General features: G+C 36.6%; 17 protein-coding genes. 9 read left to right on the forward strand and 8 right to left on the reverse strand.

What is annotated here, in order from left to right:
* Window positions 1-192 precede the first annotated feature (192 nt).
* The 5 genes from PZ898_RS04245 (at window position 193) to PZ898_RS04265 (ending at window position 5670) form a co-directional block, all read left to right on the forward strand.
* Window positions 193-1059 (forward strand): RNA polymerase sigma factor RpoD/SigA, encoded by an 867-nt coding sequence (locus PZ898_RS04245; protein WP_002979276.1) that lies wholly within the window; start codon window positions 193-195, stop codon window positions 1057-1059.
* Between the two features lie 185 nt (window positions 1060-1244).
* Window positions 1245-1853 (forward strand): hypothetical protein, encoded by a 609-nt coding sequence (locus PZ898_RS04250; RefSeq protein ID WP_277694889.1) that lies wholly within the window; start codon window positions 1245-1247, stop codon window positions 1851-1853.
* Window positions 1854-1865: 12 nt separating this feature from the next.
* Entirely contained in the window at window positions 1866-2366 is a 501-nt protein-coding gene (locus PZ898_RS04255; RefSeq protein ID WP_216444525.1) for a GNAT family N-acetyltransferase, read from the forward strand.
* A gap of 78 nt (window positions 2367-2444) precedes the next feature.
* Window positions 2445-3563, forward strand: coding sequence for an FAD-dependent monooxygenase (locus tag PZ898_RS04260; protein ID WP_216444524.1), 1119 nt, complete (start codon window positions 2445-2447; stop codon window positions 3561-3563).
* Window positions 3564-3636: 73 nt separating this feature from the next.
* Window positions 3637-5670, forward strand: a complete 2034-nt coding sequence (locus tag PZ898_RS04265; RefSeq protein ID WP_062674857.1) for a S9 family peptidase — start codon at window positions 3637-3639, stop codon at window positions 5668-5670.
* 180 nt (window positions 5671-5850) lie between these two features.
* On the opposite strand, the gene PZ898_RS04270 is transcribed toward PZ898_RS04265, so the two are convergent.
* From PZ898_RS04270 to PZ898_RS04305, 8 genes are all read right to left on the reverse strand, one after another.
* Window positions 5851-8508, reverse strand: a complete 2658-nt coding sequence (locus PZ898_RS04270; protein ID WP_277694890.1) for a multicopper oxidase domain-containing protein — start codon at window positions 8506-8508, stop codon at window positions 5851-5853.
* Between the two features lie 89 nt (window positions 8509-8597).
* Window positions 8598-9071 (reverse strand): DUF3347 domain-containing protein, encoded by a 474-nt coding sequence (locus tag PZ898_RS04275; RefSeq protein WP_120231320.1) that lies wholly within the window; start codon window positions 9069-9071, stop codon window positions 8598-8600.
* Between the two features lie 115 nt (window positions 9072-9186).
* The gene (locus tag PZ898_RS04280) at window positions 9187-9567 is read right to left on the reverse strand and encodes a hypothetical protein (protein WP_228436673.1); all 381 of its coding nucleotides are present in this window, start codon (window positions 9565-9567) and stop codon (window positions 9187-9189) included.
* 133 nt (window positions 9568-9700) lie between these two features.
* Complete coding sequence (locus tag PZ898_RS04285) at window positions 9701-11938, reverse strand: TonB-dependent receptor plug domain-containing protein (protein WP_062674861.1); 2238 nt, start codon at window positions 11936-11938, stop codon at window positions 9701-9703.
* 43 nt (window positions 11939-11981) lie between these two features.
* Window positions 11982-12791: a 3-deoxy-8-phosphooctulonate synthase gene (gene kdsA / locus PZ898_RS04290; RefSeq protein ID WP_047374570.1), complete on the reverse strand. Its 810-nt coding sequence runs from the start codon at window positions 12789-12791 to the stop codon at window positions 11982-11984.
* A 448-nt stretch (window positions 12792-13239) separates the two neighbouring features.
* Complete coding sequence (locus PZ898_RS04295) at window positions 13240-13764, reverse strand: DUF1697 domain-containing protein (protein ID WP_062674865.1); 525 nt, start codon at window positions 13762-13764, stop codon at window positions 13240-13242.
* Window positions 13765-13896: 132 nt separating this feature from the next.
* Window positions 13897-15390 carry a hypothetical protein gene (locus PZ898_RS04300; protein WP_277694891.1) on the reverse strand — a complete coding sequence of 498 codons (1494 nt, stop codon included), beginning with the start codon at window positions 15388-15390 and terminating at the stop codon, window positions 13897-13899.
* Window positions 15391-15479: 89 nt separating this feature from the next.
* Window positions 15480-18965 carry a DUF2723 domain-containing protein gene (locus PZ898_RS04305; protein ID WP_277694892.1) on the reverse strand — a complete coding sequence of 1162 codons (3486 nt, stop codon included), beginning with the start codon at window positions 18963-18965 and terminating at the stop codon, window positions 15480-15482.
* Between the two features lie 222 nt (window positions 18966-19187).
* Here PZ898_RS04305 and PZ898_RS04310 point away from each other — a divergent pair, with 222 nt between their 5' ends.
* From PZ898_RS04310 to PZ898_RS04325, 4 genes are all read left to right on the forward strand, one after another.
* Window positions 19188-20225 carry a cysteine synthase family protein gene (locus tag PZ898_RS04310; protein ID WP_062674872.1) on the forward strand — a complete coding sequence of 346 codons (1038 nt, stop codon included), beginning with the start codon at window positions 19188-19190 and terminating at the stop codon, window positions 20223-20225.
* A gap of 88 nt (window positions 20226-20313) precedes the next feature.
* Entirely contained in the window at window positions 20314-21585 is a 1272-nt protein-coding gene (locus PZ898_RS04315) for a pyridoxal phosphate-dependent aminotransferase family protein (RefSeq protein WP_174525202.1), read from the forward strand.
* Window positions 21586-21651: 66 nt separating this feature from the next.
* A complete protein-coding gene (locus tag PZ898_RS04320; protein WP_277694893.1) occupies window positions 21652-22530 on the forward strand; it encodes a DMT family transporter in 879 nt (292 codons plus the stop codon).
* Window positions 22531-22745: 215 nt separating this feature from the next.
* Complete coding sequence (locus PZ898_RS04325; protein ID WP_277694894.1) at window positions 22746-23507, forward strand: hypothetical protein; 762 nt, start codon at window positions 22746-22748, stop codon at window positions 23505-23507.
* Window positions 23508-23657 lie beyond the last annotated feature (150 nt).

Below are 23657 nucleotides of genomic sequence, written 5' to 3' on the forward strand. Positions count from 1 at the left end.
GAATTTATATTTATTTTTTTTAAATGATAAACCAAAACACACAACAATTTAGTTATCAGTTATTTAATCTGTTATTAAAAAATCATTAATACATTTTATAGTATACTTTGCACAAAAATATTAAATCCTGTGTAACCTTTTTACCTTTTCATACGTATATATTATAGTAACTCTTTTTTGAGGATAAAATAAATGAGACAATTAAAAATCACTAAGCAGGTTACCAACAGGGAAACTGCTTCATTAGACAAGTATTTGCAGGAAATTGGTAAAGTGGAACTGATCACTGCGGACGAGGAAGTAGAATTGGCACAAAGAATACGTGCAGGCGACAGAGCCGCACTTGAGAAATTAATCAAAGCCAACCTTCGTTTCGTAGTATCTGTATCTAAACAATACCAAAATCAAGGTCTTTCTTTACCCGATTTGATCAATGAAGGTAACTTAGGATTAATGAAAGCGGCAAAAAGGTACGATGAAACTAGAGGTTTCAAATTTATCTCTTATGCAGTATGGTGGATCCGTCAATCAATTTTACAGGCATTGGCTGAACAGTCAAGAATTGTAAGACTACCATTGAACAAGATTGGGTCTATCAACAAAATCAATAAAGCATACGCTCACCTTGAGCAGGAAAATGAAAGACCACCTTCTCCGGAAGAATTGGCTGAAGTTCTTGACATGAGCGAGGAAGATATCAAAGAATCTATGAAAAACTCCGGAAGACACCTGTCTATGGATGCGCCTTTGGTAGAAGGTGAAGATTCTAATCTTTATGATGTATTACGTTCAGGAGAATCTCCAAGTCCTGATAAAGATCTGATGCTTGAATCTCTGCAAATCGAGATTGAAAGAGCATTGAATACTTTGACGCCAAGAGAAGCTGATCTGGTAAGATTGTACTTCGGACTGAACGGAAAACACCCAATGACTTTAGAGGAAATTGGTGAAACTTTCGATCTTACAAGAGAGAGAGTTCGTCAGATCAAAGAAAAAGCAATTAAGAGACTAAAACACAATACCAGAAGCAAGATTCTTAAATCTTATCTGGGTAAATAATTTTAGCGTAAAAAATTTTATAGGCGGAGTCTGTTTTCAGGCTCCGTTTTTTTATTCATGTAACATTTTTCAGGGTTTGTTCAACTAATTAAAATCATATCCTTTAGTCCCTTGTGTTACCGTTGAAATGATTAATTTTAATTGCTTTGGATATGATGTTGATTTCAACCAAAACAAAACATACTATGAAAAAAATACTTTTCGCCTCTATTCTGGCTTTATCTCTACTTTCCTGCAGAGAAAACCAATCGAAGCAGGCTCCTGTGGTAGAAAACGCAGTTGACAATGCTGAATCTTCAGTTTCAGGAGCTATTAAAAAAAATACCAGATACTCCTCACGTGAAGGAAATCTTGTTCATGAAATTTATCAGGAGCTGATAAAAAATGATAAAAATTTACAGGATCTTGATACAAGAATAGACAATATTCAAAAGGATGCTGAAACCTCCATTTCGGAATATGATGATATTATCGGTAAATCGGAAACATATTATAATGATGCATCGGCACTATCAAATTCGGTAACCGATTCTGTTACAAAGAAACAAATTGAAAAAGAGATAAAAGCAAGCGCTGAAAAATATGATGTAAAAACACAGACGATCAGAGACCTCATCGCCAAAATAAAAGCAAACAGGACCACACTTCATGATCAATACCTTGTATTCAAAATCAGAAAAACGCTTCCTGAAATTGAAAAATACCAAAGTGCTCATCCTCTGAAAACAGATCATTTGGATCAATTCATCAATAAACAGAATAAACTGTTGGAAGAACTTAAAAATCTAAAATAAAACCATCACCTCATGAAATATACTACCCAATGGCTTACCGATAAAAGCCGCGTGAAAGAGCTCGTAGACTTTTTTATGACTCATAAAACAGATTCTTATATTTCTCATGGTGAAATGATGTCCGGCAGAGCGATAGATTCACACCACTGGAATCCTGATCTTGAACTGATTCTTACCGAACAGCTGATCACCGATTTTAATTCTGACGGGAGTTCCAAACTGAATATCCTGATTGCAGAAAATGAAGGTGGTGAAATTGTAGGCATGATGGTTTTCAATGTCATCAACAGTCCTTTTAAAAAATATGCCATTCTGGAAGATATGCTTCTGGATCAGTCTGTAAGAGGCCAGTCACTGGGAAGTAAACTTTTAGAGAAAGCTATTCACGAATCTAAAAACTGGAATATCAGTTTTATTTTACTGGAAAGCGGAGTCAATAATCATGGTGCTCACAATTTTTTCAGCCGATATGGTTTTAAAAAAGTATCGGAGAGTTATATTTTAACGCTATAAGTTACCATTTGACAGTCATAAAATGATACCCCCATAAGAATCTTTCGCTTCTTTACGTTTTAAATAAAACTAAGCCTTATGAATACCATTTCAATCATCGGAGCAGGAATCGGAGGACTTACCCTCGGAAATGTACTGAAAAAGCATCAGTATGATTTTACGATTTATGAGTCTGCTCCTGTAATAAAACCTGTAGGAGCCGGTATTATGATGGCCGTCAATGCCATGCAGGTTTTTAACCATTTGGGTTTAAAAGAAAAGATTGAAAATGCAGGTAATAAAATTCATAGGATCGTTATCGCCAATGAATCCTTACAAACCATTTCCAAAACAGAAATTCTGGAACTGGAAAAGCAGTACAATTCCTGTAATGTTGCTATTCACCGGGCTGAGCTTCAGAAAATTCTGGCTGAAAACCTATCGTCTGATTGTATCAAATTAAATCATTCATTACAAAAAATAAGAAAAGAGGAAAACTATATTTTAGATTTTGACAATGGAAGCCAGATTGAAAGTACCATCGTTTTTGGAGCAGACGGCATAAAATCTCCTATCCGTAATCAGATCCTGAAAATGGGTATTATAAGAAACTCAGGGCAGAAATGCTGGCGTGGCCTGGTAGATTATGATCTCCCGGAAAAATACCATCAGGAAGCTTTTGAAATGTGGGGCAAAGGAAAACGTTTTGGTTTTGTGAAAATCTCGGATAGAAAAGTGTACTGGTACGCCTGTATCAATGAAAAAAGCTTCGGAAGATATTGGCAGATTGAAGACATTTTCTATGATTTTGATCCGTTGGTTTTAAAAATCATTGAAGCCACCCGGCACGAGAACATCATCTGTAATCCAATTTCTGACCTCGCTCCTATTCCTCAATGGTATTCCGAAAATCTATGCCTGATAGGAGATGCCGCTCATGCCACAACTCCCAATATGGGGCAAGGTGCCTGCCAGGCTATTGAAGATGCTTATATCATTGGAAAATTGATGGAAGATCATCAGGATTTCAATGTTATTTTCAAAAAGTTTCAGAGTACCAGAAGGAAAAAAGTTGATTATATAGTTAATACAAGCCGTACTATCGGAAAGGTTTCTCAATGGGAAAAAGGAAATTCAATCCGGAATTTTCTGATGGGCTTACTACCGGAAAGTATGAATCAGAAAATGGCAAAAAAAATCTTAAAACTGGAAATGTAGGTCATTATTGTTAGAATCGATAAAAATTTAAAAATCATAAACAATTTATTAATAACAACTAAAACTTAAAAGCATGAAAAAAATCTTTTATGTGTTACTCCTGCTCATAGGAGTACATACAGCACGAGCACAGGAAGTCCCGGTACTGGACCGAGGTTTATTCTTTGGTAACCCGGAAATTGCCGGGGGACAATTGAGTCCGGATGGGAAATGGATTTCCTTTACAAAAGAATATGAAGGGATTATGAATATCTGGGTAAAAAAAATTGATGAGCCTTTTGAGAAAGCACGTCCTTTAACAAACAGCAAACGCCCGTTGAATGGATATTTCTGGACAGAAGACGGAAAATACATTCTGTATGTAAAAGATAATAACGGTGATGAAAACATGAATATTTTTGCAGTAGATCCAATGGCAAAAGTAACAAAAGGAGTTCCTGAATCCAGAAATATTACACCGCTTAAAGACGTGACTGCAAGTATTTATCTGGCAAGCAGAAAAAATCCTGATTTGTTGATGATTGGATTGAATAACCGCGATAAAGCATGGCATGATCTGTATTCGGTGAAAATTTCTACAGGTGAGCTGAAAAAGATTTATGAAAATACAGACCGTATCACAAGCTATGAATTTGACTGGGATGAAAAATTGAGAGTTCTTTCCAAAACGGATGATAAAGGAACTACCCAGTTTTTTTATAAAGAAGGTGATAAACTGACTCCCATTTACGAAACATTGGTAACGGAAAGTGCTTATATCTCCAATTGGAACGAAGACAATTCTAAGTTTTATCTGGTAACTAACAAAGGAGATCTGGATAAATCTGCACTATTCCTGATGGATCCGAAAACAAAACAAATTACAAAAATAGAAAGTGATCCTAAAGATAAAGTGGACTTCGGAGGACTATTTATGGACAGAAATACAAGAAAAATGATTTACACCTCTTACACAGGAGATAAAACAGAATATTACTGGAAAGATAAAGCCTGGGAAGCTAATTACAAATTCCTGCAAAGTAAATTCCCTGGAAGAGAGGTCGGTTTTGCAAGTTCTACCAATGATTATTCTAAGTTTCTGGTTTCTGTGGGTGGTGATAAATATGCTTCAGAAGCGTATTTCTTTGACGCCAAGACAAAACAGCTGATTTTCCAGTATACCCCAAGAACAGAATTGAAAAAGGTTGAAAAGTATCTGGCAGCAATGACTCCTATCAGCTACAAAAGTAGTGACGGACTTGAAATTCCGGCTTACCTGACTTTACCTGTAGGTTCATCTGGTAAGAATGTTCCTGTAGTGGTGTTGGTTCATGGAGGCCCGAAAGGTCCGAGAGATTACTGGGGATATAACTCAACCGTACAGTTTTTAGCCAACAGAGGATATGCCGTGCTTCAGCCTAACTTCAGAGCAAGTGGCGGATATGGTAAAAAGTTCCAGAATGATGGAGATCTTCAATGGGGAAAACTGATGCAGGATGACATTACCTGGGGCGTAAAATATCTGATCGATCAGGGAATTGCAGACAAAAATAAAGTAGTGATTATGGGAGGAAGCTACGGTGGCTATGCAACACTTGCCGGTCTGGCTTTCACTCCGGATGTATATGCTGCGGGAGTTGATATCGTAGGACCAAGTAACTTATTTACGTTACTGGATTCTGTTCCTGCTTACTGGGAAGCTGCACGTGCTTTCCTTTATGGTATGGTAGGTGATCCTAAAACGGAGGAAGGTAAAAAACGTATGCATGATGCAAGCCCATTATTCAGTGTAGATAAAATCAATAAACCATTATTGATTGTTCAGGGAGCTAATGATCCTAGGGTAAAGCAGGCTGAAGCGGATCAGATTGTCATCGCTCTTCGTGATAAAGGTAAAAAGGTAAACTACATTCTTGCTGATGATGAAGGCCACGGATTCCGTAAACCTGTGAACAGTATGGCGATGTATGCTGAAACCGAAAAATTCCTTGCTGAAGTAATCGGAGGAAGATATCAGAAAGAAATGCCTGAAAATGTGGCAAAACGTCTGAAAGAAATGACGGTTGATATTTCAAAAGTTACTTATACACCAGCAAAGACTGAAAAAGCAGTAGGAGCTTCTAAATAAAAGCATCTTATACATTATATAAAGCCATCTCGTGAAAATGAGGTGGCTTTTGTCTTTACATAAACTCATATCATTTGTAGAATCATATATTCTTTACAAAAAAATTCTTTATACAAGCATTTACCTAACCAAAAAAACTGCCTCAATGAGACAGCTTTTTTTAATATAATTTAGTTAAATTTAATAAGTTAAAGTAACACCTGCACCCCAGCCTATTTCTTTATCATAGTTTCCGGAAAGGGATAACCACTTCTGAACAATGTACCGAAGTCCTGTAGAAAATTCTCCATCTGAATTGATGCTAAAATTTCCTCTCAGCCTTCTGGAAAGCGGTATATCTTCACGGCTAAGCTCCAATAACACTTTTCCGTTTTGATCAACACTTGCGTCAGCGGTAATCAGCATTGGCAATACATACTGCATACCAACAATGAATGCAAATCTATTTTTTGAGGCCTTCTGCTGTCCAAACCAGGTCTTTTTCCCATGAAATTCCATTCCGAGCTCTTCTGCCATCTGTCTCTCCATGATCTCATGATTTTTTTGCACTCTAATTCCTGCATAAGGTAATGCCCATTGAAATTTTCCTAAGAAACGTCCTACTTTTGCACTTCCTTCAAAATGATCAAAATTCCAGTTGGTATGAAACTCATTCAGATTAGCCCATCTAGGTCCAAACATCGTCATTGTTTCTGCGTGGATCTTATTGCTTGCTAAATCCAGCATTGCCATAGAACTGGTCATTTTATTATCCTGTATGAAGTTTTTCCAGGCCATTTTTCTGTTCGGAAGCTGTGGATTGGGTTTTGAGTTTTCATAACTGAAAATTCTTCCCATTCCTGCCATCATATGGTATAGAATATGACAGTGGAAGAACCAGTCTCCGTCCTGGTTGGCAGCAAATTCTATTGTTACTGTTTCCATTGGCATGATATCCACTACATTTTTCAATGGAGAATACTCTCCTTTTGAATTAATTAATCTGAAATCATGACCGTGAAGGTGCATCGGGTGACGCATCATGGAATTATTATAAAGTTTAATTCTAAGAACCTCTCCTTTTTTGATCAGAATTTTATCCGTCTCTGTTACCGTTTTATTATCCAGCGTCCACAGATAATGGTTCATATTTCCTTCCAGCGTAAATTTCATTTCCCGAATACTGTCTGTAGGAAGAATTGTTTTTTCAGGAGACTTTAAAATATTATAAGACAACCTCTTGATTGTTTTCTCTTCCTTCGTCTCCATTCCTGAGTGTTGAGAATGATCTTCTTTCTTAACTTCTTTGGTTTTCACTCCCATCATCTCATTGATATGCTTTGCAGTAGTTTTTCTTTGATTTTCAGATAATTCGGGATACATCACTTCGTTCATATCCATCATTTGATTTCCCATCGTCATATTCATCGGTTTCATATTTCCACTCATTTCCATCATACCGTTCATCATTTTCATTCCTTCAAAAAGCATCAACCTTGGAAGATTGGGAGCTTCTATCTTTTCACCCGATCCCAGCCAAAGGGAAGCATGTCCTATTCTGTCTTCAGAAGTCGCTCTGAACTCAAAACTTTTGCTTTCTGGAATCGTAACTTCAATATCATAGGTTTCTGAAACTCCGACAATCAGACGATCAACTTCTATCGGTACTACATCATTTCCGTCATTTCCCACTACTTTTATCTTTCCTCCGCCATAATTCAGCCAGAAATAGGTAGATGAGCCTCCGTTGGCAACTCTTAATCTTACTTTATCGCCAGCTTTTAAATTAGAATAATCAGAGCTTGGAGTTCCGTTAATTAAGAATTTATCGTAATAGACATCACTTACATCCATGGCTTCCATTCTTTTCCATTCATTCAATACCTTTGTTCCCAGGTTTCCTGATTTAATTGCTTCCCAGTAACTCTGTACAGCATTTTTCTTTACACCATACCAGTCTGTATTCGCCATATGAAGCCTTCTCGCAATCTGCATAGGATCATCATCACTCCAGTCTCCCAGTAATACCGGAATATCAGCATTGTATTCTATTGTTGGTTCTCCTTCTCTTTTTTTGAAGACCAGAATACCGTTCATTCCTATCTGTTCCTGCAGTGCTTCGTGAGAATGGTACCAGTACGTTCCGTTTTGAGAAATTCTGAATTTATATAAATGGGTTTCTCCAGGTTTTACAGGCTTGGTGGTAAGATAAGGAACCCCGTCCTGTTCGTTGGGAAGAATCACACCGTGCCAGTGCAGTCCTGTATTTTCCTTAAGCATATTGTGCAGATAAATCTCTGCAGTATCTCCTTCAGTAAAATATAAAGTAGGAGCCTGAAGTTTACCATTGATCGCAATTGCTCTTCTGTTTTTTCCTGTGAAATTAACAATCGTATCTTTTACATAAAGGTCATAACGAACTGTTTTCCCTCCAAAAGTAATTCTCCCGTTTTCAGAGTTTCTTTTCAAAACAGAACCTTCTTCTTTGGGTTTATCTGTAGAAGAATGATTTTCTTTTTCCTCAAGTTCCATCCCGCATTTAGGACATTTTCCTGGTTTGTCTGAAACAACTTCCGGATGCATTGGACATGCATAGGTAATTTGAGAATGGGGTTGTATTTTTTTTGTTTCTGAAGATTTTCCTTTTACTTCTGTTATTGATTTCGCTTCCGACTTGGTTACTGTTTTTGACTTTACAGCAACAGTTTTCTTCTCCAGAGTCATTCCGCATTTCGGACAGTCTCCAGGTTGGGAAGACACCACTTCTGGGTGCATCGGACAAGTATAAACGTTTTTTGTAGTTTGAGCGAAAGTCAATACGGAGAATAAAAGTACCAGAAACATTATCAACTTTTTCATAATATTTCGAACTTTTTAGAAGTCGCAAAGCTTAAAGTTAATTACAACTTAAACTCTGCAACTCATTATTTTAAAGAATAGTACGGAAATTATTTAATCTCCGACTTTACACTTCCGCATGTAAGCATAGACTTTCCGTAATATGGATTAACGATCTGTTTTTCATCGCTTAGCCAGCTTCCGTCTGCCATTGGGCAATATTGAACGTAGACTGGTTTTTCAGAAAGTTTAAACTCCTTGGTCAGAGCAATCATATTGTCTGAAAGGTTTAAAAAAGTTTCTCTTTGTGTAGCAATAGTTCTTGCATCCGAAATGGCAGAAGCATCTTTTCTGAGAATATTAAGGTTTCCTTCTGAAACTACTTTATAATCAATAACAGAAGCTGTTTTAATAAATTCTGTTGCAGCTTTTGAAGTTTTGTCCACATCATCTGAAGCTAACGCTGATTTGATAGCAATATAATTTTGGTAGAGCTTAGAAACCTGAGCATCCTTTTTAGATTGTGCAGATAATGAAACGATTGAGAATAATGATAAAGCTGCTGTGATGATATATTTTTTCATTGTTTTAAATTTTAGAATTAATTTTTAATAAAGAATAATGGATTACGCATCAGTAAATGCGTCAGAGCATGTCGCTCATAACAGTATATATTATACCAGAAACGACTGACAAATTCTAAATTCTAAAATTACAATGATTGATGTAAATAGGTACCGGCCGGCTTTCAGGCGGTGCATTGATCTGGATCTGAGTAAATTTGGTGGCAGAAAAAGACTTATCAATAGCGGAAAACTGATGTTTCACCGGTATCTCTGAAACTGCACTTAAGAAATCAACGTTCAGATAATCAGATTTCTGGGAATCGTCTACTTTTACGATTTTGATCTCTGTTTTACAGCATCCTTTTTTTTCCTTAACACCACATTTTGCACAAATATCATCCGCTTTCTGACTTACAGAAACCAATTCTTTCATACAATAATGAATGCTAAAAGCTGCTCCGGAAGAAAACCCGAAGTAGAAAATAGAAAACAATATGGCAAGAATCTTTTTCATTGGTAAGACAAAGATAAAAATATCTCTGAAACCGTTGTTATAGAATTTGGTAATGTTGTTATAAAATTCGGGTAAACAAAAAAGCTTCCGGATTTTCGGAAGCTTTCTGCTATTTTTATTTTTGATAGTAATTCTATAGTTTGAACTCCAGCTTCACATTAAAGAAACGTCCCGTAAGACGTACCGGAACAGGATACATATAATTACTGTTATAGTCTGTGATCCATTGGTTCGCAACAGTATTGTTAATGTTAAATGCATTGAAAACCTGAACACCTAATGTAAGTTCCTCAAAATTACCCCAGAAACCCGATCTCTTATTTTTTTCTTTCGGATCAATAAATACCTTTGTCAATCCTAAGTCTACTCTTTTATAAGAAGGCAGCGTCTGCTGATAATTATAAGCTGAACCAAAATCCGGTTGCCCGTTGCTGTTAAACATTACGGGAGCTCCCGTAGGTAATCCCATAGCATATACTAAAGTAAGGTTCACACGCATAGACGGGAAGCTTGGCATATAATCCTGATAGAACATCGCAAACCTCAGCCTCTGATCTGTAGGTCTTGGAATATCTCCTCTTCCATCAATATTTTCATACACTCTGGCATAACTTGCAGACAACCATGAATCCACACCCGGAACAAATTCTCCGAATAGTCTGGTATCGATACCATAAGCATATCCTTTTGAATTATTTTGCCCGGAATAACGAATCCTTACATTATCCATATAATAAGGAATCAGGTTATCCATTTTCTTGTAATAAAGTTCCGTTGTCAGTTTGAATGGTCTGTCGTACATCTCGAACTCGTAATCATTGGCAAGAATGACCTGAATAGAGCGTTGCGATTTTATATTAGAGTTAAAATTACCATCTAAATCCTTGATTTCTTTATAGAAAGGAGCCTGATAGTAGATTCCTCCTGAAATTTTAAACAACATATCACTGTCCCAATCCGGTTTGATCGCAAACTGAGCTCTTGGTGAGAATATGGTTTCTTTATTGAAACTCCAGTTGGCCACACGTACTCCTGCATTCACAAATACTTTACTGGCTCCCCAATAGAATTTCTGAGAATACTGTGCATAGGCAGAAAGTCTTGTCGGTTCGATATTATTTTGTCCGGCAATATAATAAGCAAGCTTGAGATCTCCTGTAGTTCCTGTTCTAGGATCAATGACTTCCGGTCTTGGAATACTGTATCCTGCAGAATCTACCAATTTCCATTCATTGGTAAGATCTTTCAGATTTTCTTTTTCATATTTAAATCCGACCTCAAAGTCTGTATTGACATTGGGAGAGAATTTTGCTCTGAACTGTGTTCCGTATGTTCTTACAAACAAATCATTTCTTGCATGTTCTATCTGCCCTCCAACATCGAAAGATGTGACAGGCTGCTGCGTCACAGGATCAAAGGTCTGAAGCTCGTATGCTGACTGTATTGTGTAATATTCTCTTTCTCTGTTCTGATAAGCAAAGGCATCCAGAGTAAGCTTCCACTTATCTGCCGGCTTATAGTTCATAGAGAATGTTCCCATCATGTTTTTATACTGGTCATTTTCCTGACCTCCATATCCAATATTAACGGTAATAGGCTGCTGAAGACTTCCGAAAGTAACACTTTTTGCCCTTGGGATCATCTCATAATCATTCTTGGAATAATATCCGATGAATGACATCGTAAATTTATCACTGACATGATAATTCAGATAAGACTGGAAATCCCAATATGTTGGATTAAAATCGGTATCTTCTTTTAAGGTATTAAGAACAAGATTAGTATTTCTGTATCTTCCGGAAAATAAGGCGGTAAATTTTTTATTTTTGGAAGCCAAACCAGTTGTCAGCCTTCCTCCAATTAAACTGGCCTCACCTGAAACTTCAAATTTTTCTGGCTCTCGGTAGTAGATATTTAAAGCGGAAGACATTTTATCACCATATTTGGCTTCAAATCCTCCTGCAGAGAAATTCACTGCGGAAACCATATCCGGGTTAATGATACTCATTCCTTCCTGCTGAGAGTTTCTGATCAGGAAAGGTCTGTAGATTTCAATATCATTAATGTAGATAAGGTTTTCATCATAGTTTCCACCACGAACCATATATTGTGAAGACAGCTCTGTGTTGGAGTTTACGGAAGGTAATGTTTTAAGCAATCCTTCAATTCCTCCATTAATCGAAGCTACTGATTTCGCTTCTTTCGCTGAAATTCTTACATTGGTAAGGTCATTGGTTCTTCCTGTTGCTTTTTTCTGGAAGACAACTTCCTCTATATCGGTTACTTTAGTAGTCGCTGTATCTTTTTTCCTTTGTTGGGAGAAAAACAGTACAGGGACCATAAGGCTTAGCGGTAAAACTAGTTTTTTCAAAAGAAATGTTTTAGAATTTCTAAAATTAATGTTTTTTTAACAATTACAAAATCGATTCTCTAATTCTTGTCAATTTTTGTAACAAATCTTCTAATAAATCTAATCTTAACATGTTAGCACCATCAGATAATGCGGTTTCCGGTGTAGGATGCGTTTCGATGAAAATTCCGTCTGCTCCTACTGCAATTCCTGCCTTGGCAACGGTTTCAATAAGATCCGGTCTTCCTCCTGTAACGCCTGAGCTTTGATTAGGTTGTTGTAAAGAGTGCGTAACATCCAAAATCACTGGAGCGTATTCTCTCATCGTAGGAATTCCTCTGTAATCTACAATCAGATCTGTATATCCGAAAGAATTTCCTCTTTCAATAATAGCTACTTTCTCGTTATTGGAATCTGTAATTTTCTGAACCGCAAACTTCATCGCTTCCGGAGAAAGGAACTGGCCTTTTTTCAAAGTCACGCATTTTCCTGTTTGGGCTGCCGCTACCAATAGATCGGTCTGACGTACAAGGAACGCAGGAATCTGTAAAACATCTACATACTGTGCGGCTAATGCTGCATGCTCATTTTCATGGATATCTGTTGTGGTAGGAATATTGAAAGTCTCTCCTACTTTTTTAAGGATTTCAAGAGATTTCTCTTCACCAATGGTTGTGAAAGAATCTACACGGCTTCTGTTAGCCTTTTTGAAACTTCCTTTGAAAATATAAGGAATATTGTATTTATCTGTGATGCTGATTACTTTTTCAGCAATTCTTAATGCCATATCTTCCCCTTCAATAATACAAGGTCCGGCAATAAGGAAAAAGTTTTTTGAATCTTTGTGCGAAATATTATCTAAATACTGAATCATTTTGTTGTAATTAAAAAGTTCAGTAAAAATACTGAGAAAGTTTCACAAATGGAAATTATTTGATTGCTTTAACAGGCTATGGTTGCAATAGTTTTTGGCTTTTGGATTTCTTATTATTTATTGATAGATGCTTCGACAGGCTCAGCATGACAGCTCTGATACTAGCTTTTAATCGGCACTGGATAATTGATAAGTGATAAATGCTTCGACAAGCTCAGCATGACAGCTCTAATACTAACTGTTAATCGGCACTGGATAAGTTATAATTGATGGATGCTTCGACAAGCTCAGCATGACAACCCTAATACTAGCTGTTTTATTAATGTGAAAATTATAATACAAAGTATAAACCATCAATGTACAAAAACCTAAGTCGAAGCCACATCATATTAACGTTATTTTTTAGCGGTGTCATGCTGAGCTTGTCGAAGCATCTGCAATGATATATTTAGAATTTTTTCAAAATCTTCTCAAACGTATTCACATTTCTGCTGGTAAACTGATCTTTAAGGCTCTTTTTACCTAATACTTTCCCGAAGGTAGAATCTAAGGTATTTCCTTTCGGAACCTGCCAGTAAAATATATCATTAACGATTGCAGCCTTTTCATTTTCTACCTGACCTGCTTTCTGAAACTCTTCCATTAAAACCTTTTCCACTCCGGGAATTCCGACAAACCCATAAATATGAAGCTCGTCTTTTTTTTCAAAAGGAATACTGTTCCAGAAAACCTCAGTTTCTTTCTGAGATTTCACAAACAAAAAAGCTTCATAAGAAAAATGTTGCGACATCGCTTTTTCCAGAATAGTTTTTAATTCTGTCGTATTTTTATCTGACGAAAAAACAATATTTCCGGAAGCCAGTATGGAACTTACCTCCTTCATTCCTGCATCTTTAAAAACCTGGCATACATCCGCCATTTTCATATTGGTTCCTTTTACGTTGACGCCACGAAGAAAAGCACAGTATTTCATTTTTTTCAGGTTTTAGGTTTTAGATATTAGGTTGCAGTGATTGTTGGGTCGGAGGTTTTGAGATTATTAGTGTGAAAGAGTTATTATAAAACTTTTTTCTGAATTCTTTCAATTTTTAAATATTTCAATCTTTTAATCAACCCTAATGTACAAATTATAGTCTGTTCCGGAAGGTTTCAGATGGTAAATTTTTTCCAGAATTTTATGATCACTTTTCAGATGATCTTTCACACGGAATTCTTTCAGAAGCTTATAATGAGTTTTATAGTACTCTGAATTGGCATTCTTTTCTTCGTATAAATTCTGATAAGAAAGAAGATATTTCGGTTTTCTGTTTTTTACCGTGTTGATCCAGTAATTGACCTTATCTTTTTTAATTTCCTCCTGAATCTGTTTATCAACCAATCCAACCTCATCAATCGTTTTTAATCCTGAGAAATAAGGAACATAACCTGCCGGCTCCAATAAAATCCATTGGTTTTTATCTTTTTCATATTGATTTAAAAAGGTACCAATCGTTCTGCGATAGTTCCACTCTCCGTTTCCTGTTGCAATACAGTGAACCGTCTGGAAGACAAGCATTGGGAAGATATAGAATATAACAAGCAATGACAGCCACAGGTTTCTCCTCTCTTTCTGTTCCAGTACAAAAATAAGAACGGGAACGAAAAGCAAAAGTTGTGGCACCCAATAATACCAGTCAAACAAGCTCTTTTGAGAAATGAAAATGATTTGTTTTGCCCATCCGAAAAGAAAAATCATCCACAAAAAGTAGTTTCTTTTTTCTCTTTGTCTGATCAGATAGATAAAGCAAAGCAATTCAAAAATCAAAACTACGATAGTCAAAGGATTGAAATCTCCCGGAACTTTCAGCATTCCCCAGAAGTTTCCGAAACTTTTAAAGAAATATCCGATATGCTGCTGAATCGTAAAATTTTCACTGTAAAGTAATTTTTTTGCAGTAATGGTATTGTTCACCAGTTCGCCAAAGTAGAACCAGTTGAAAGCAACCGTCGCTAAGACTCCAAGAGCTCCGCCAAAAATATAATTCCACCTGATTTTTCTGTTCCAGAATAGATCTACAAGAAATACAATTCCCAGGAAGATTACTGTATCAATCCTTGTAAACATAATTAAAACAGGAAGAAGGGTCACCACCCATTTTTTCCCTTTATGGAAACCATAATACAGCAATGCCATCTCCAGAAAAAACAGGATTCCATACTCCATTCCAAGGATTGAAATTTTAATGGATGGCGGCAAAATCCCGATCAGAAATATAAAGATTGCCTTATGCCATGGATTTTTTAAAACCAAATGAGACAGCCATAACGTTCCTACAGTAAACAGTAGAGAATTAAAAATCAAAAGGGGCTCAATAAAATTTTCTTTTCCAAAAATAAGATTGAAAATATAGGATACAAATACATACAGATGTGTGGTAGAAGCAGAAATCCTGGTATCTCCATTGAAGCCAATGACTCCGTAATCCAACAGATTCTGGGCAACCCTCCAGGTAATAAATGCATCTTCCTGAATGTAGTGCGTTAATAAAAAAAGAAGCTTAAAAAGAACCGTAGCAATGACGGCATAGATTGGGAATTTGCTATTTTGTGTTTCGGACATTATGTATTTTTACTTTCACAAATATAACCTTAATATTCATGATTGCCAATAATAAAAAAACGGAACCGAAGTTCCGTTTTAAAGTATTTTTATTTTGTCGCTTTGATAATCGCGTTGGTAATCTGACTTTCCTTTTCTTTTGAATACGTAGAATCATAAGGTTCCATGACATCAAATAAGTACTGATAGAATGGTGTGATCTGCTGAACATTTTCAGACTCTTTCATCGCCTTATCTCTTCCCATTTCCTGAAGATCTTTGATAAATACATTGAACTTCTTGTCAATCGGCTCTATGGATTTTACCAGATAAGCATATGCTTTTTCCTTCTGTCCGATCTTGGTATAAGCATCTGTTACCGCAGAAACCACAAGAGAATATTCCATAGGTTTTGTTCTCATCTGTCTTCTCAAATAGCTTTGATCTGCTTTAGAAAGACTTAAATAATAATCATACTCTTCAAAGATTCCTTTCTTAAGTACCTCAGCAAGCTGAAGACCTTTCTGCTCCTGACCTGCAATGATGTATCCTGAAACAATTGAACTTAAAGAACGAGGATCATTATATTTCTCTGCTGGAATTTCTTTCGCTGCAAGATCGAGAATTTCTAATGCTTTAGCTTTCTGTCCGCTTAACGCAAGGGCTGCCGCCGCTCTGCTTGCTGACATTCTGTAGCTGATGATATTGGAAGTTGCCGTTTCATCAAAGTGAGCATTTAAGTTTTTGAAGTTCCCCCATCTGAAGCTTTTCACTACCTTATAAAGAGAATTGGCATCTACTCGTCCCATATCTCCATCAGCGCTCGGAGGTGTCTGGATAGGAATTAATCTGTAACTGAATCCGTCAAACTGAAGATAATCGTTCAGATAGAAAATATTCTCACTGTCGTAAATACCTCCTGACGAGAAGTTGATCGGACGCTTCCAGTCGAAGTTCGCTAAAAGATCCATCAAAATCAGGTTGTTCTTATAAAGCGTATTTCCTTTGTAAGTAATCATAATCTGATTGGCTACGTTTGGAAGATCTTCTTTGTTGATGATGCCTGCTTTTAAAGCATTTTCTTTATTCACAGGAAGGATGAATTTGTTTACCGGAAGGATATTGTATTTTTCAAATTTCTCTTCCCCGAAATACATTTTCAACAATTCGTCTTTTTCAGGAGATTTGAATTTAATGAATTCAATCGCCTGTTTCAAAGTTAAAGAATCCTGAGTAAGATATTTTCTGAAAGACTGGAATTCTGTTTCCGGAGCTCCCTGTTCTTTCAACATAGAGAAAACACCTTCCCAATCTTCCTTCTTCATCATATAGATCTGGTCGTTTACCCCATCTCTATAGTCGTCGTGTGTCAGCTGGCTAGGGATTCCCATTGCATTGTACGTTCTTCTTTTGATCTGATCCAGATTCCATGGAGTTGAAGCAAGGGTAAAGTTAACTACCTTCACATCATCCCTGAACTGTTCCGTCTCCTGAATAGCCCAAACCGGGTAAGTATCGTTATCTCCGTAAACGAAAAGGATATCGTTTTTCGGTAATGATTTCAACACTGAATACGCATAGTCGTATGCAGTATATCTGTTGCTTCTGTCATGAACATTATAGTTCTGGAAGCCCATCATGAATGGTACTCCTAATAAAACCACTCCCAGAGCAACATTAGCCCCGTTTGATTTTATTTTAGATTGTAAGAACCAAAGAATAGCTCCGGCACCCAAACCGATCCAGATCGCAAATGCATAGAAAGAACCTACCATCGCATAATCTCTTTCTCTCGGTTCAAAAGGTTTTACCCCTGTATAGAAAACAATCCCTACACTTGTTAAAATAAATAAAGATAACAGTGCATAGAATCTTCCAAAGTCTCTGTTCAACTGGAAAAAGAACCCAATCAATCCTAGAATTAATGGAAGGAAGAAGAATTTTACTGTACTTTCATTCTTGAATTTAGCAGGCATTTTATCCTGATTTCCTACAGTAGCATTATCAATGAAAGGAATACCGGAAATCCAGTTTCCTTTTGTGCTTTCCATGTTTCCTTCAAGATCATTTTGTCTTCCTACAAAGTTCCACATTAGGTATCTTACAAAATAATATCCGTTCTGGAACGTAATAAAATAATCCATATTCTGAAGGAATGAAGGCTTCTGAACATTGATCAGGTTATAAGGTTTTACTTTCAGATAATCTGAAGCAGTAATGGATTTGTCTTCATATTTCGCTCTCAGTTCATCAAAAATCTGTTTTGCCTGTGGATTGTCTGCCACATCTTCATTCGCATAGTTGAATGTAAAATCAGGAGCACCATACATAGAAATATAGTTGGCCATTACATCCTTATCCTCATTAAACATTCTTGGCATTAAGCTCACCTGAGACTTGTTAAATACATAATTGAAACGGTCTCCGGTTTTTCTGTAGGTTCCGGTTTTTTCGTCTTTTTCGTAGATTTCTCCGGTTTTTTGTGTCTTAAAGCTTCCGTCTTCGTTTTTCTCAATTCCGTTAGCATCCAGAAATGCTGTATAGTTTTGTCCGTAGATTGTTGGCCAGTCACCATACTGCTCTCTGTTATAATAATCCAACATCCCGATTGCCGTATCCGGATCATTAAGGTTCATTGGCGGATTCGCATTGGCTCTGATAGGAATAACCATCCAGCAGGAGAATCCGATCATCATGAAAACTACAGATAATGCAGCCGTCTGATAGATATTTCTTTTTGCTTTTTTTGCATATTTGATTAAGAAATAGCAGATCGCTACCATTAAAACAAATGCTGCAATTGTTCCGGAGTGGAAAGGAAGTCCAAGACCATTCACAAAGAAAATCTCAAGTCTTCCGAACATTGTCATAATTAAAGGGAAGATAATTTTGAAAACGATAATCAAAATTCCCAGTGTAATTAGGTTTGCCCAGATAAAGTTTTTCCAGGTAAACTTGTAATTTCTTGCATAGTATACCAGACATACGGCAGGAATTGCAAGCATACACATCATGTGCACTCCCACAGAAAGTCCTAGAACGAAGAAAATAAGAATAATCCATCTTTCACTGTCTCCCGCCTGATACTCATTCTCCCATTTGGTGATTAACCAGACCAAAAGCGCAATGAACATAGAAGCCATAGAGTAAACCTCTCCCTCTACTGCCGAAAACCAGAATGTATCTGAGAACGTAAAGCAAAGTGCTCCTACCGCTCCGGCAAATAAAATAGAGATTTCCTGATGTTTTGTAATTTCTTCAAAATCTTTGTTTAAAAGTCTTCTCACAAAATGAGTGATCGTCCAAAACAAAAATAAAATAGTCAGCGCACTGAACAATGCAGACATCGCGTTGATCACGATAGAATAGTTTTCGCCTTTCCCTAATGCAAAAATGGCTGCCACGGCACCCACTATCTGGAATAAAGCAGCTCCGGGAGCGTGCGTTACTTCAAGTTTTACTGCAGAAGAAATGTACTCGCCACAATCCCAAAAACTGAAATTGGGTTCTATGGTGGACAAGTACGTGAAGAAAGCAATAACGAAAATCACCCATCCTGAAACGGTGTTCCATTGCCTAAAAGTCCAATTTTTCATAGTATTAAATCAATTATGCGAAAATAAGGCTTTTATCTTATTTTATGCGGGTTTTAACAAAATTTAAAAATTTTGGCGCAGTATTTGCGATTATACTCGTGTCAAAACTGAAAATACTAAAATATTTTTTTACAAACTATGCCCTAGAAATCAAACAAAAGTTTAGTAATTATTTATTTTTTTGTATTTTTGCAGTCAGATTTTTATTGAAAATAACAAATAATGAGTAATGTTTACGATAATATTCTTGGCCTGATAGGACACACTCCGATGGTGAAGCTAAATACTGTGACAAAAGATATTCCAGCAACCATTTATGCCAAGTTAGAATCATATAATCCTGGACATTCCACCAAAGACCGAATCGCACTTCATATTATAGAAAACGCAGAGAAAAAAGGCCTTTTAAAGGAAGATTCTGTAGTTGTTGAAACTACTTCCGGTAACACCGGGTTTTCTATTGCGATGGTGTGTATCATTAAGGGATATAAATGTATTCTTGCAGTAAGTGATAAAACAAAACCTGAAAAAATTGCTTATCTGAAAGCATTGGGAGCCACGGTATATATATGCCCGGCCAATGTACCGGCAGATGATCCGAGATCATATTATGAAGTAGCTAAAAGAATCGCTCAGGAAACTCCTAATTCTATTTACATCAATCAATATTTTAACGAACTTAATATTGATGCACACTATCAGACAACAGGTCCCGAGATTTGGGAACAGACAGAAGGTAAGATCACTCACCTTTTCGCTTGTACAGGAACTGGTGGTACGCTATCCGGCTCTGCCAAATTCTTGAAGGAAAAAAATCCTGATATCAAAATTATTGGTGTTGATGCTGATGGTTCTATTCTAAAGAGCTATCACGAGACAGGAGAAATCCACAAAGAAGATGTACATCCTTATCAGATTGAAGGAATGGGTAAAAACCTGATCCCTTCTGCCCTGCTTTTTGACAAGGTAGATGAGTTTGTAAGGGTAAATGATGAAATGTCGGCGTACAGAACCCGTGAAATTGCTTTGAAAGAAGCTATTATGGGAGGTTATACTACCGGAGCTGTAACCCAGGGATTGATGCAGTATGCCCAGTCTCATGAACTTACAGAAAATGACGTAGTTGTTTTGATTTATCCTGACCACGGTTCCCGATACATCACTAAAGTATACAGTGACAAATGGATGGCAGAACAAGGATTTGTTAACAACTGTGTTCACAACTATGACGAAGTTTTCAAAACCGAGTTTATCAAATAAGAACGAATAAAATCACGATACAAATAAATAAAGCCTTTTGCGTATTCAGACAAAAAAGGCTTTATTACTTAAAAATTACGATACAATGTTGGATATTTTTGAAAGAATAAAAGAAAATCCAGGACCACTTGGACAATTTGCAGATTATGGTGAAGGGTATTTTATTTTCCCAAGATTAGAGGGACCTATCGGCCCGAGAATGCAATTTCAGGGGAGAGAAGTAATTTTCTGGAGTGCCAATGACTATTTAGGGCTGTGTAATCACCCTGAAGTAATAGAAGCGGATGCGAAAGCGGCTGCAGAATATGGAATGTTCTATCCAATGGGAGCAAGAGCAATGTCCGGAGAAACAGACCAGCACCTTCAGCTGGAAAGAGAATTGGCAGACTTCGTAAAAAAAGAATCAGCATATTTATTGAATTTCGGTTACCAGGGAATGGTTTCTACCATTGATGCTTTGGTAAGCAGAAATGATGTGATTGTTTATGATATGGATTCTCATGCCTGCATCGTGGATGGAGTAAGACTTCATTCCGGTAAAAGATTTACCTACAAGCATAATGATATGGCAAGTCTTGAGAAAAACCTTCAAAGAGCAACCAAGGTAGCTGAAGAAACAGGAGGAGGTATTCTTGTGATTACAGAAGGTGTTTTCGGGATGAGAGGACAACAAGGTAAAATCAAAGAGATCTGTGATCTTAAATCTAAATACCAGTTCAGACTTTTAGTAGATGATGCCCACGGTTTCGGAACTCTTGGTAAAACAGGTGCCGGTGTAGGTGAAGAGCAGGACTGTAACGATCAGATCGATGTCTATTTCTCTACATTTGCAAAATCAATGGCTGGTTTCGGAGCATTCCTTGCGGGTGACAAAGAAATCATCAGATATCTGAAATTCAACTTAAGATCACAAATCTTTGCAAAATCTCTTACGATGCCAATGGTAATCGGAGGATTAAAAAGACTGGAGCTATTGAGATCAAGACCTGAAATCAAAGCTAAACTTTGGGAGAATGTTTACAAACTACAGAACGGACTTACAGAAAGAGGATTCAATATTGGAGACACTAATACTTGTGTAACTCCGGTAATGATGCAGGGAACTCCTGTAGAGGCTACTCTATTGGTAAAAGATTTAAGAGAGAATTATGGTATCTTCACCTCTGTGGTGGTATATCCGGTCATTCCGAAGGGAATGATTCTTTTAAGGCTTATTCCTACCGCTTCTCATACCGATGCAGAGATCAATGAAACTCTGGCAGCGTTTGAAGCAATTCATGATAAGTTAGTAGGTGGCTACTACAAAGAGCAGGAACAAAAATTACTGCAGGAACAAGGATTAAGTTTTAAACCGATTTAATTCATAAAAATAAAAAAAGCCACTGAATCAATCAGTGGCTTTTTTGTTTAATAACTATAAAAGCAAATGAAACTTAGAGGTTACACGCTGGGAATTTTATCAGCCGTTTCATATGGTATGATTCCTATTTTTATCCTGCCTGTTAAGCAGGCACACTTTTCAATGGATATCACGCTGTTTTACAGATTTTTCTTTTCAGCTTTAATGGTGGGAGGATATTTGCTGTATTCCAAAGAAAGTTTTAGAATCAATAAAAAAGAAGCCCTAATTCTGGCCATCCTTGGAATCTGCTATGCCCTTTCTTCGGAGTTTCTGTTTTTAGGATATGATTTCCTCACGCCAGGAATTGCCTCTACCGTTTTATTTATTTACCCGATTATTGTAGCACTCATCATGCTTTTCTTTTACAAAGAGAGATTAACCAGACTATCGGGAGCATCATTACTTCTTGCTTTCGCTGGAGTCATTGTTTTATGTTTAAAAGGAAACGGACTGGAAATTAATTTTGCAGGATTGGGAATTGTAATGCTCAGCTCACTATTCTATGCATTATATATGGTCATTGTCAACAAATCGAATATCAGGGTTTCAGGATTTAAGCTTACGTTTTATTCTATGCTTTTTACCTCAATGTTCTTTATGACCAAAGCTTTGATGGCTAATGAATCTTTTGCTATTCCTTCAACAGAAATTTTTATTAACTTTCTTATTTTTGCATTTTTGACTACAGTTATTTCCAGCTTATGTTTGGTATTTGCTATTAAATATATAGGTTCTACTCCGGTTGCTATTTTAGGAGCTTTGGAACCTGTAGTCGCTGTATTGATCAGTGTCCTGATATTTCATGAAAAATTTACTCCTAATTTACTCATCGGGATTACTCTAATTCTTTTCGGAGTTACCTTGAATGTAATTGGGGATCAAAAGAAAATAGGCCATGTTTAACCCTCATAAATTATTATACAAAAGCCGGACTTCTTTATGAGTTCGGTTTTTGTATGAAATAATCTGATCTATCAGCTCAGGAAATCATCGATAAAAAAATATTTGAAAAAATACATCTCTTTCTGGCGTAACATAATTTATCTGACTATATTGCATCAGTCTATTAACAGGTGTTTCCCCCACTGAATAGATAATGTATATACTTTTAAAAACCGATGAAAGAATTGCAAAAACTTACCAAAGACCAATTATACAAACAACTCAAAGAAAAATCAGAAAACCTATACAGCATTGCTCACGAAGCCCTGGAAAACAATTTCTTCAATGAAAGTGGCATAGATGAAGAAAGCCTTACTGAATTTTTCGAAATGCTGGACGATGAAACAGCAGAAAAGTTAAAGGACGCTTCCCTGTACATCAATAATGAAAACGATGCTCCTGAAATTGTTCTTATACAAAATGAAAGCAACACTTCTCTGGAACTGATTACTTCAGAAGATGAAGGGTATAAAATCATTCTTATCGATAGTGATCTTCACTTGTCGGAGAAACTTTTTGTGGAGGATTATATTGTCCTTATTGTTACCGGTAATATACAGGCAGAAAATATTATCATCAACGGTTCATTATATTGCTCCGGAAATGTGACCTCAAAAGTATTGTTTGGTGCTTCGGGGAATGATAATGAAACATACATCGGAGGAAGCATTATGACTTCTCTCATTGCAGAAAACGGACATTACACGGTGGCTGAAGGTAATATTTATTCCAGATACTTAATCAGTTTCCATAATGAAATAACAGGCAAGACCGGAAAGTTTATTGAAAATATAAGCCTTGAAAAACCTGGCGAAATCGGATTGCTGAAAGCTGAAATTCTTGATGTAGACGGATACCTTGACGAAGATGCTTTCTTAACATTTATTGACAGCAATTCTCCGGATGCTTTGTTTAATAAACCTTCTAATTTATTCTAAAATGCTTTGCTGCTTCCATGGATTGGAAATAAGAAGAATCAAGAAAATCGAATAGTAATAAATGCAATATCTCTAAAGACTTTTCGTCACTGTTTATAATCAGGGGAAAAAATTTTTTTCTAAAAAAACTTTGGAATAACTTTGCAAAAA

Origin of the sequence: Chryseobacterium sp. WX, from assembly GCF_029542485.1 — a bacterium.
In the GTDB taxonomy this organism is placed as follows: domain Bacteria; phylum Bacteroidota; class Bacteroidia; order Flavobacteriales; family Weeksellaceae; genus Chryseobacterium; species Chryseobacterium cucumeris.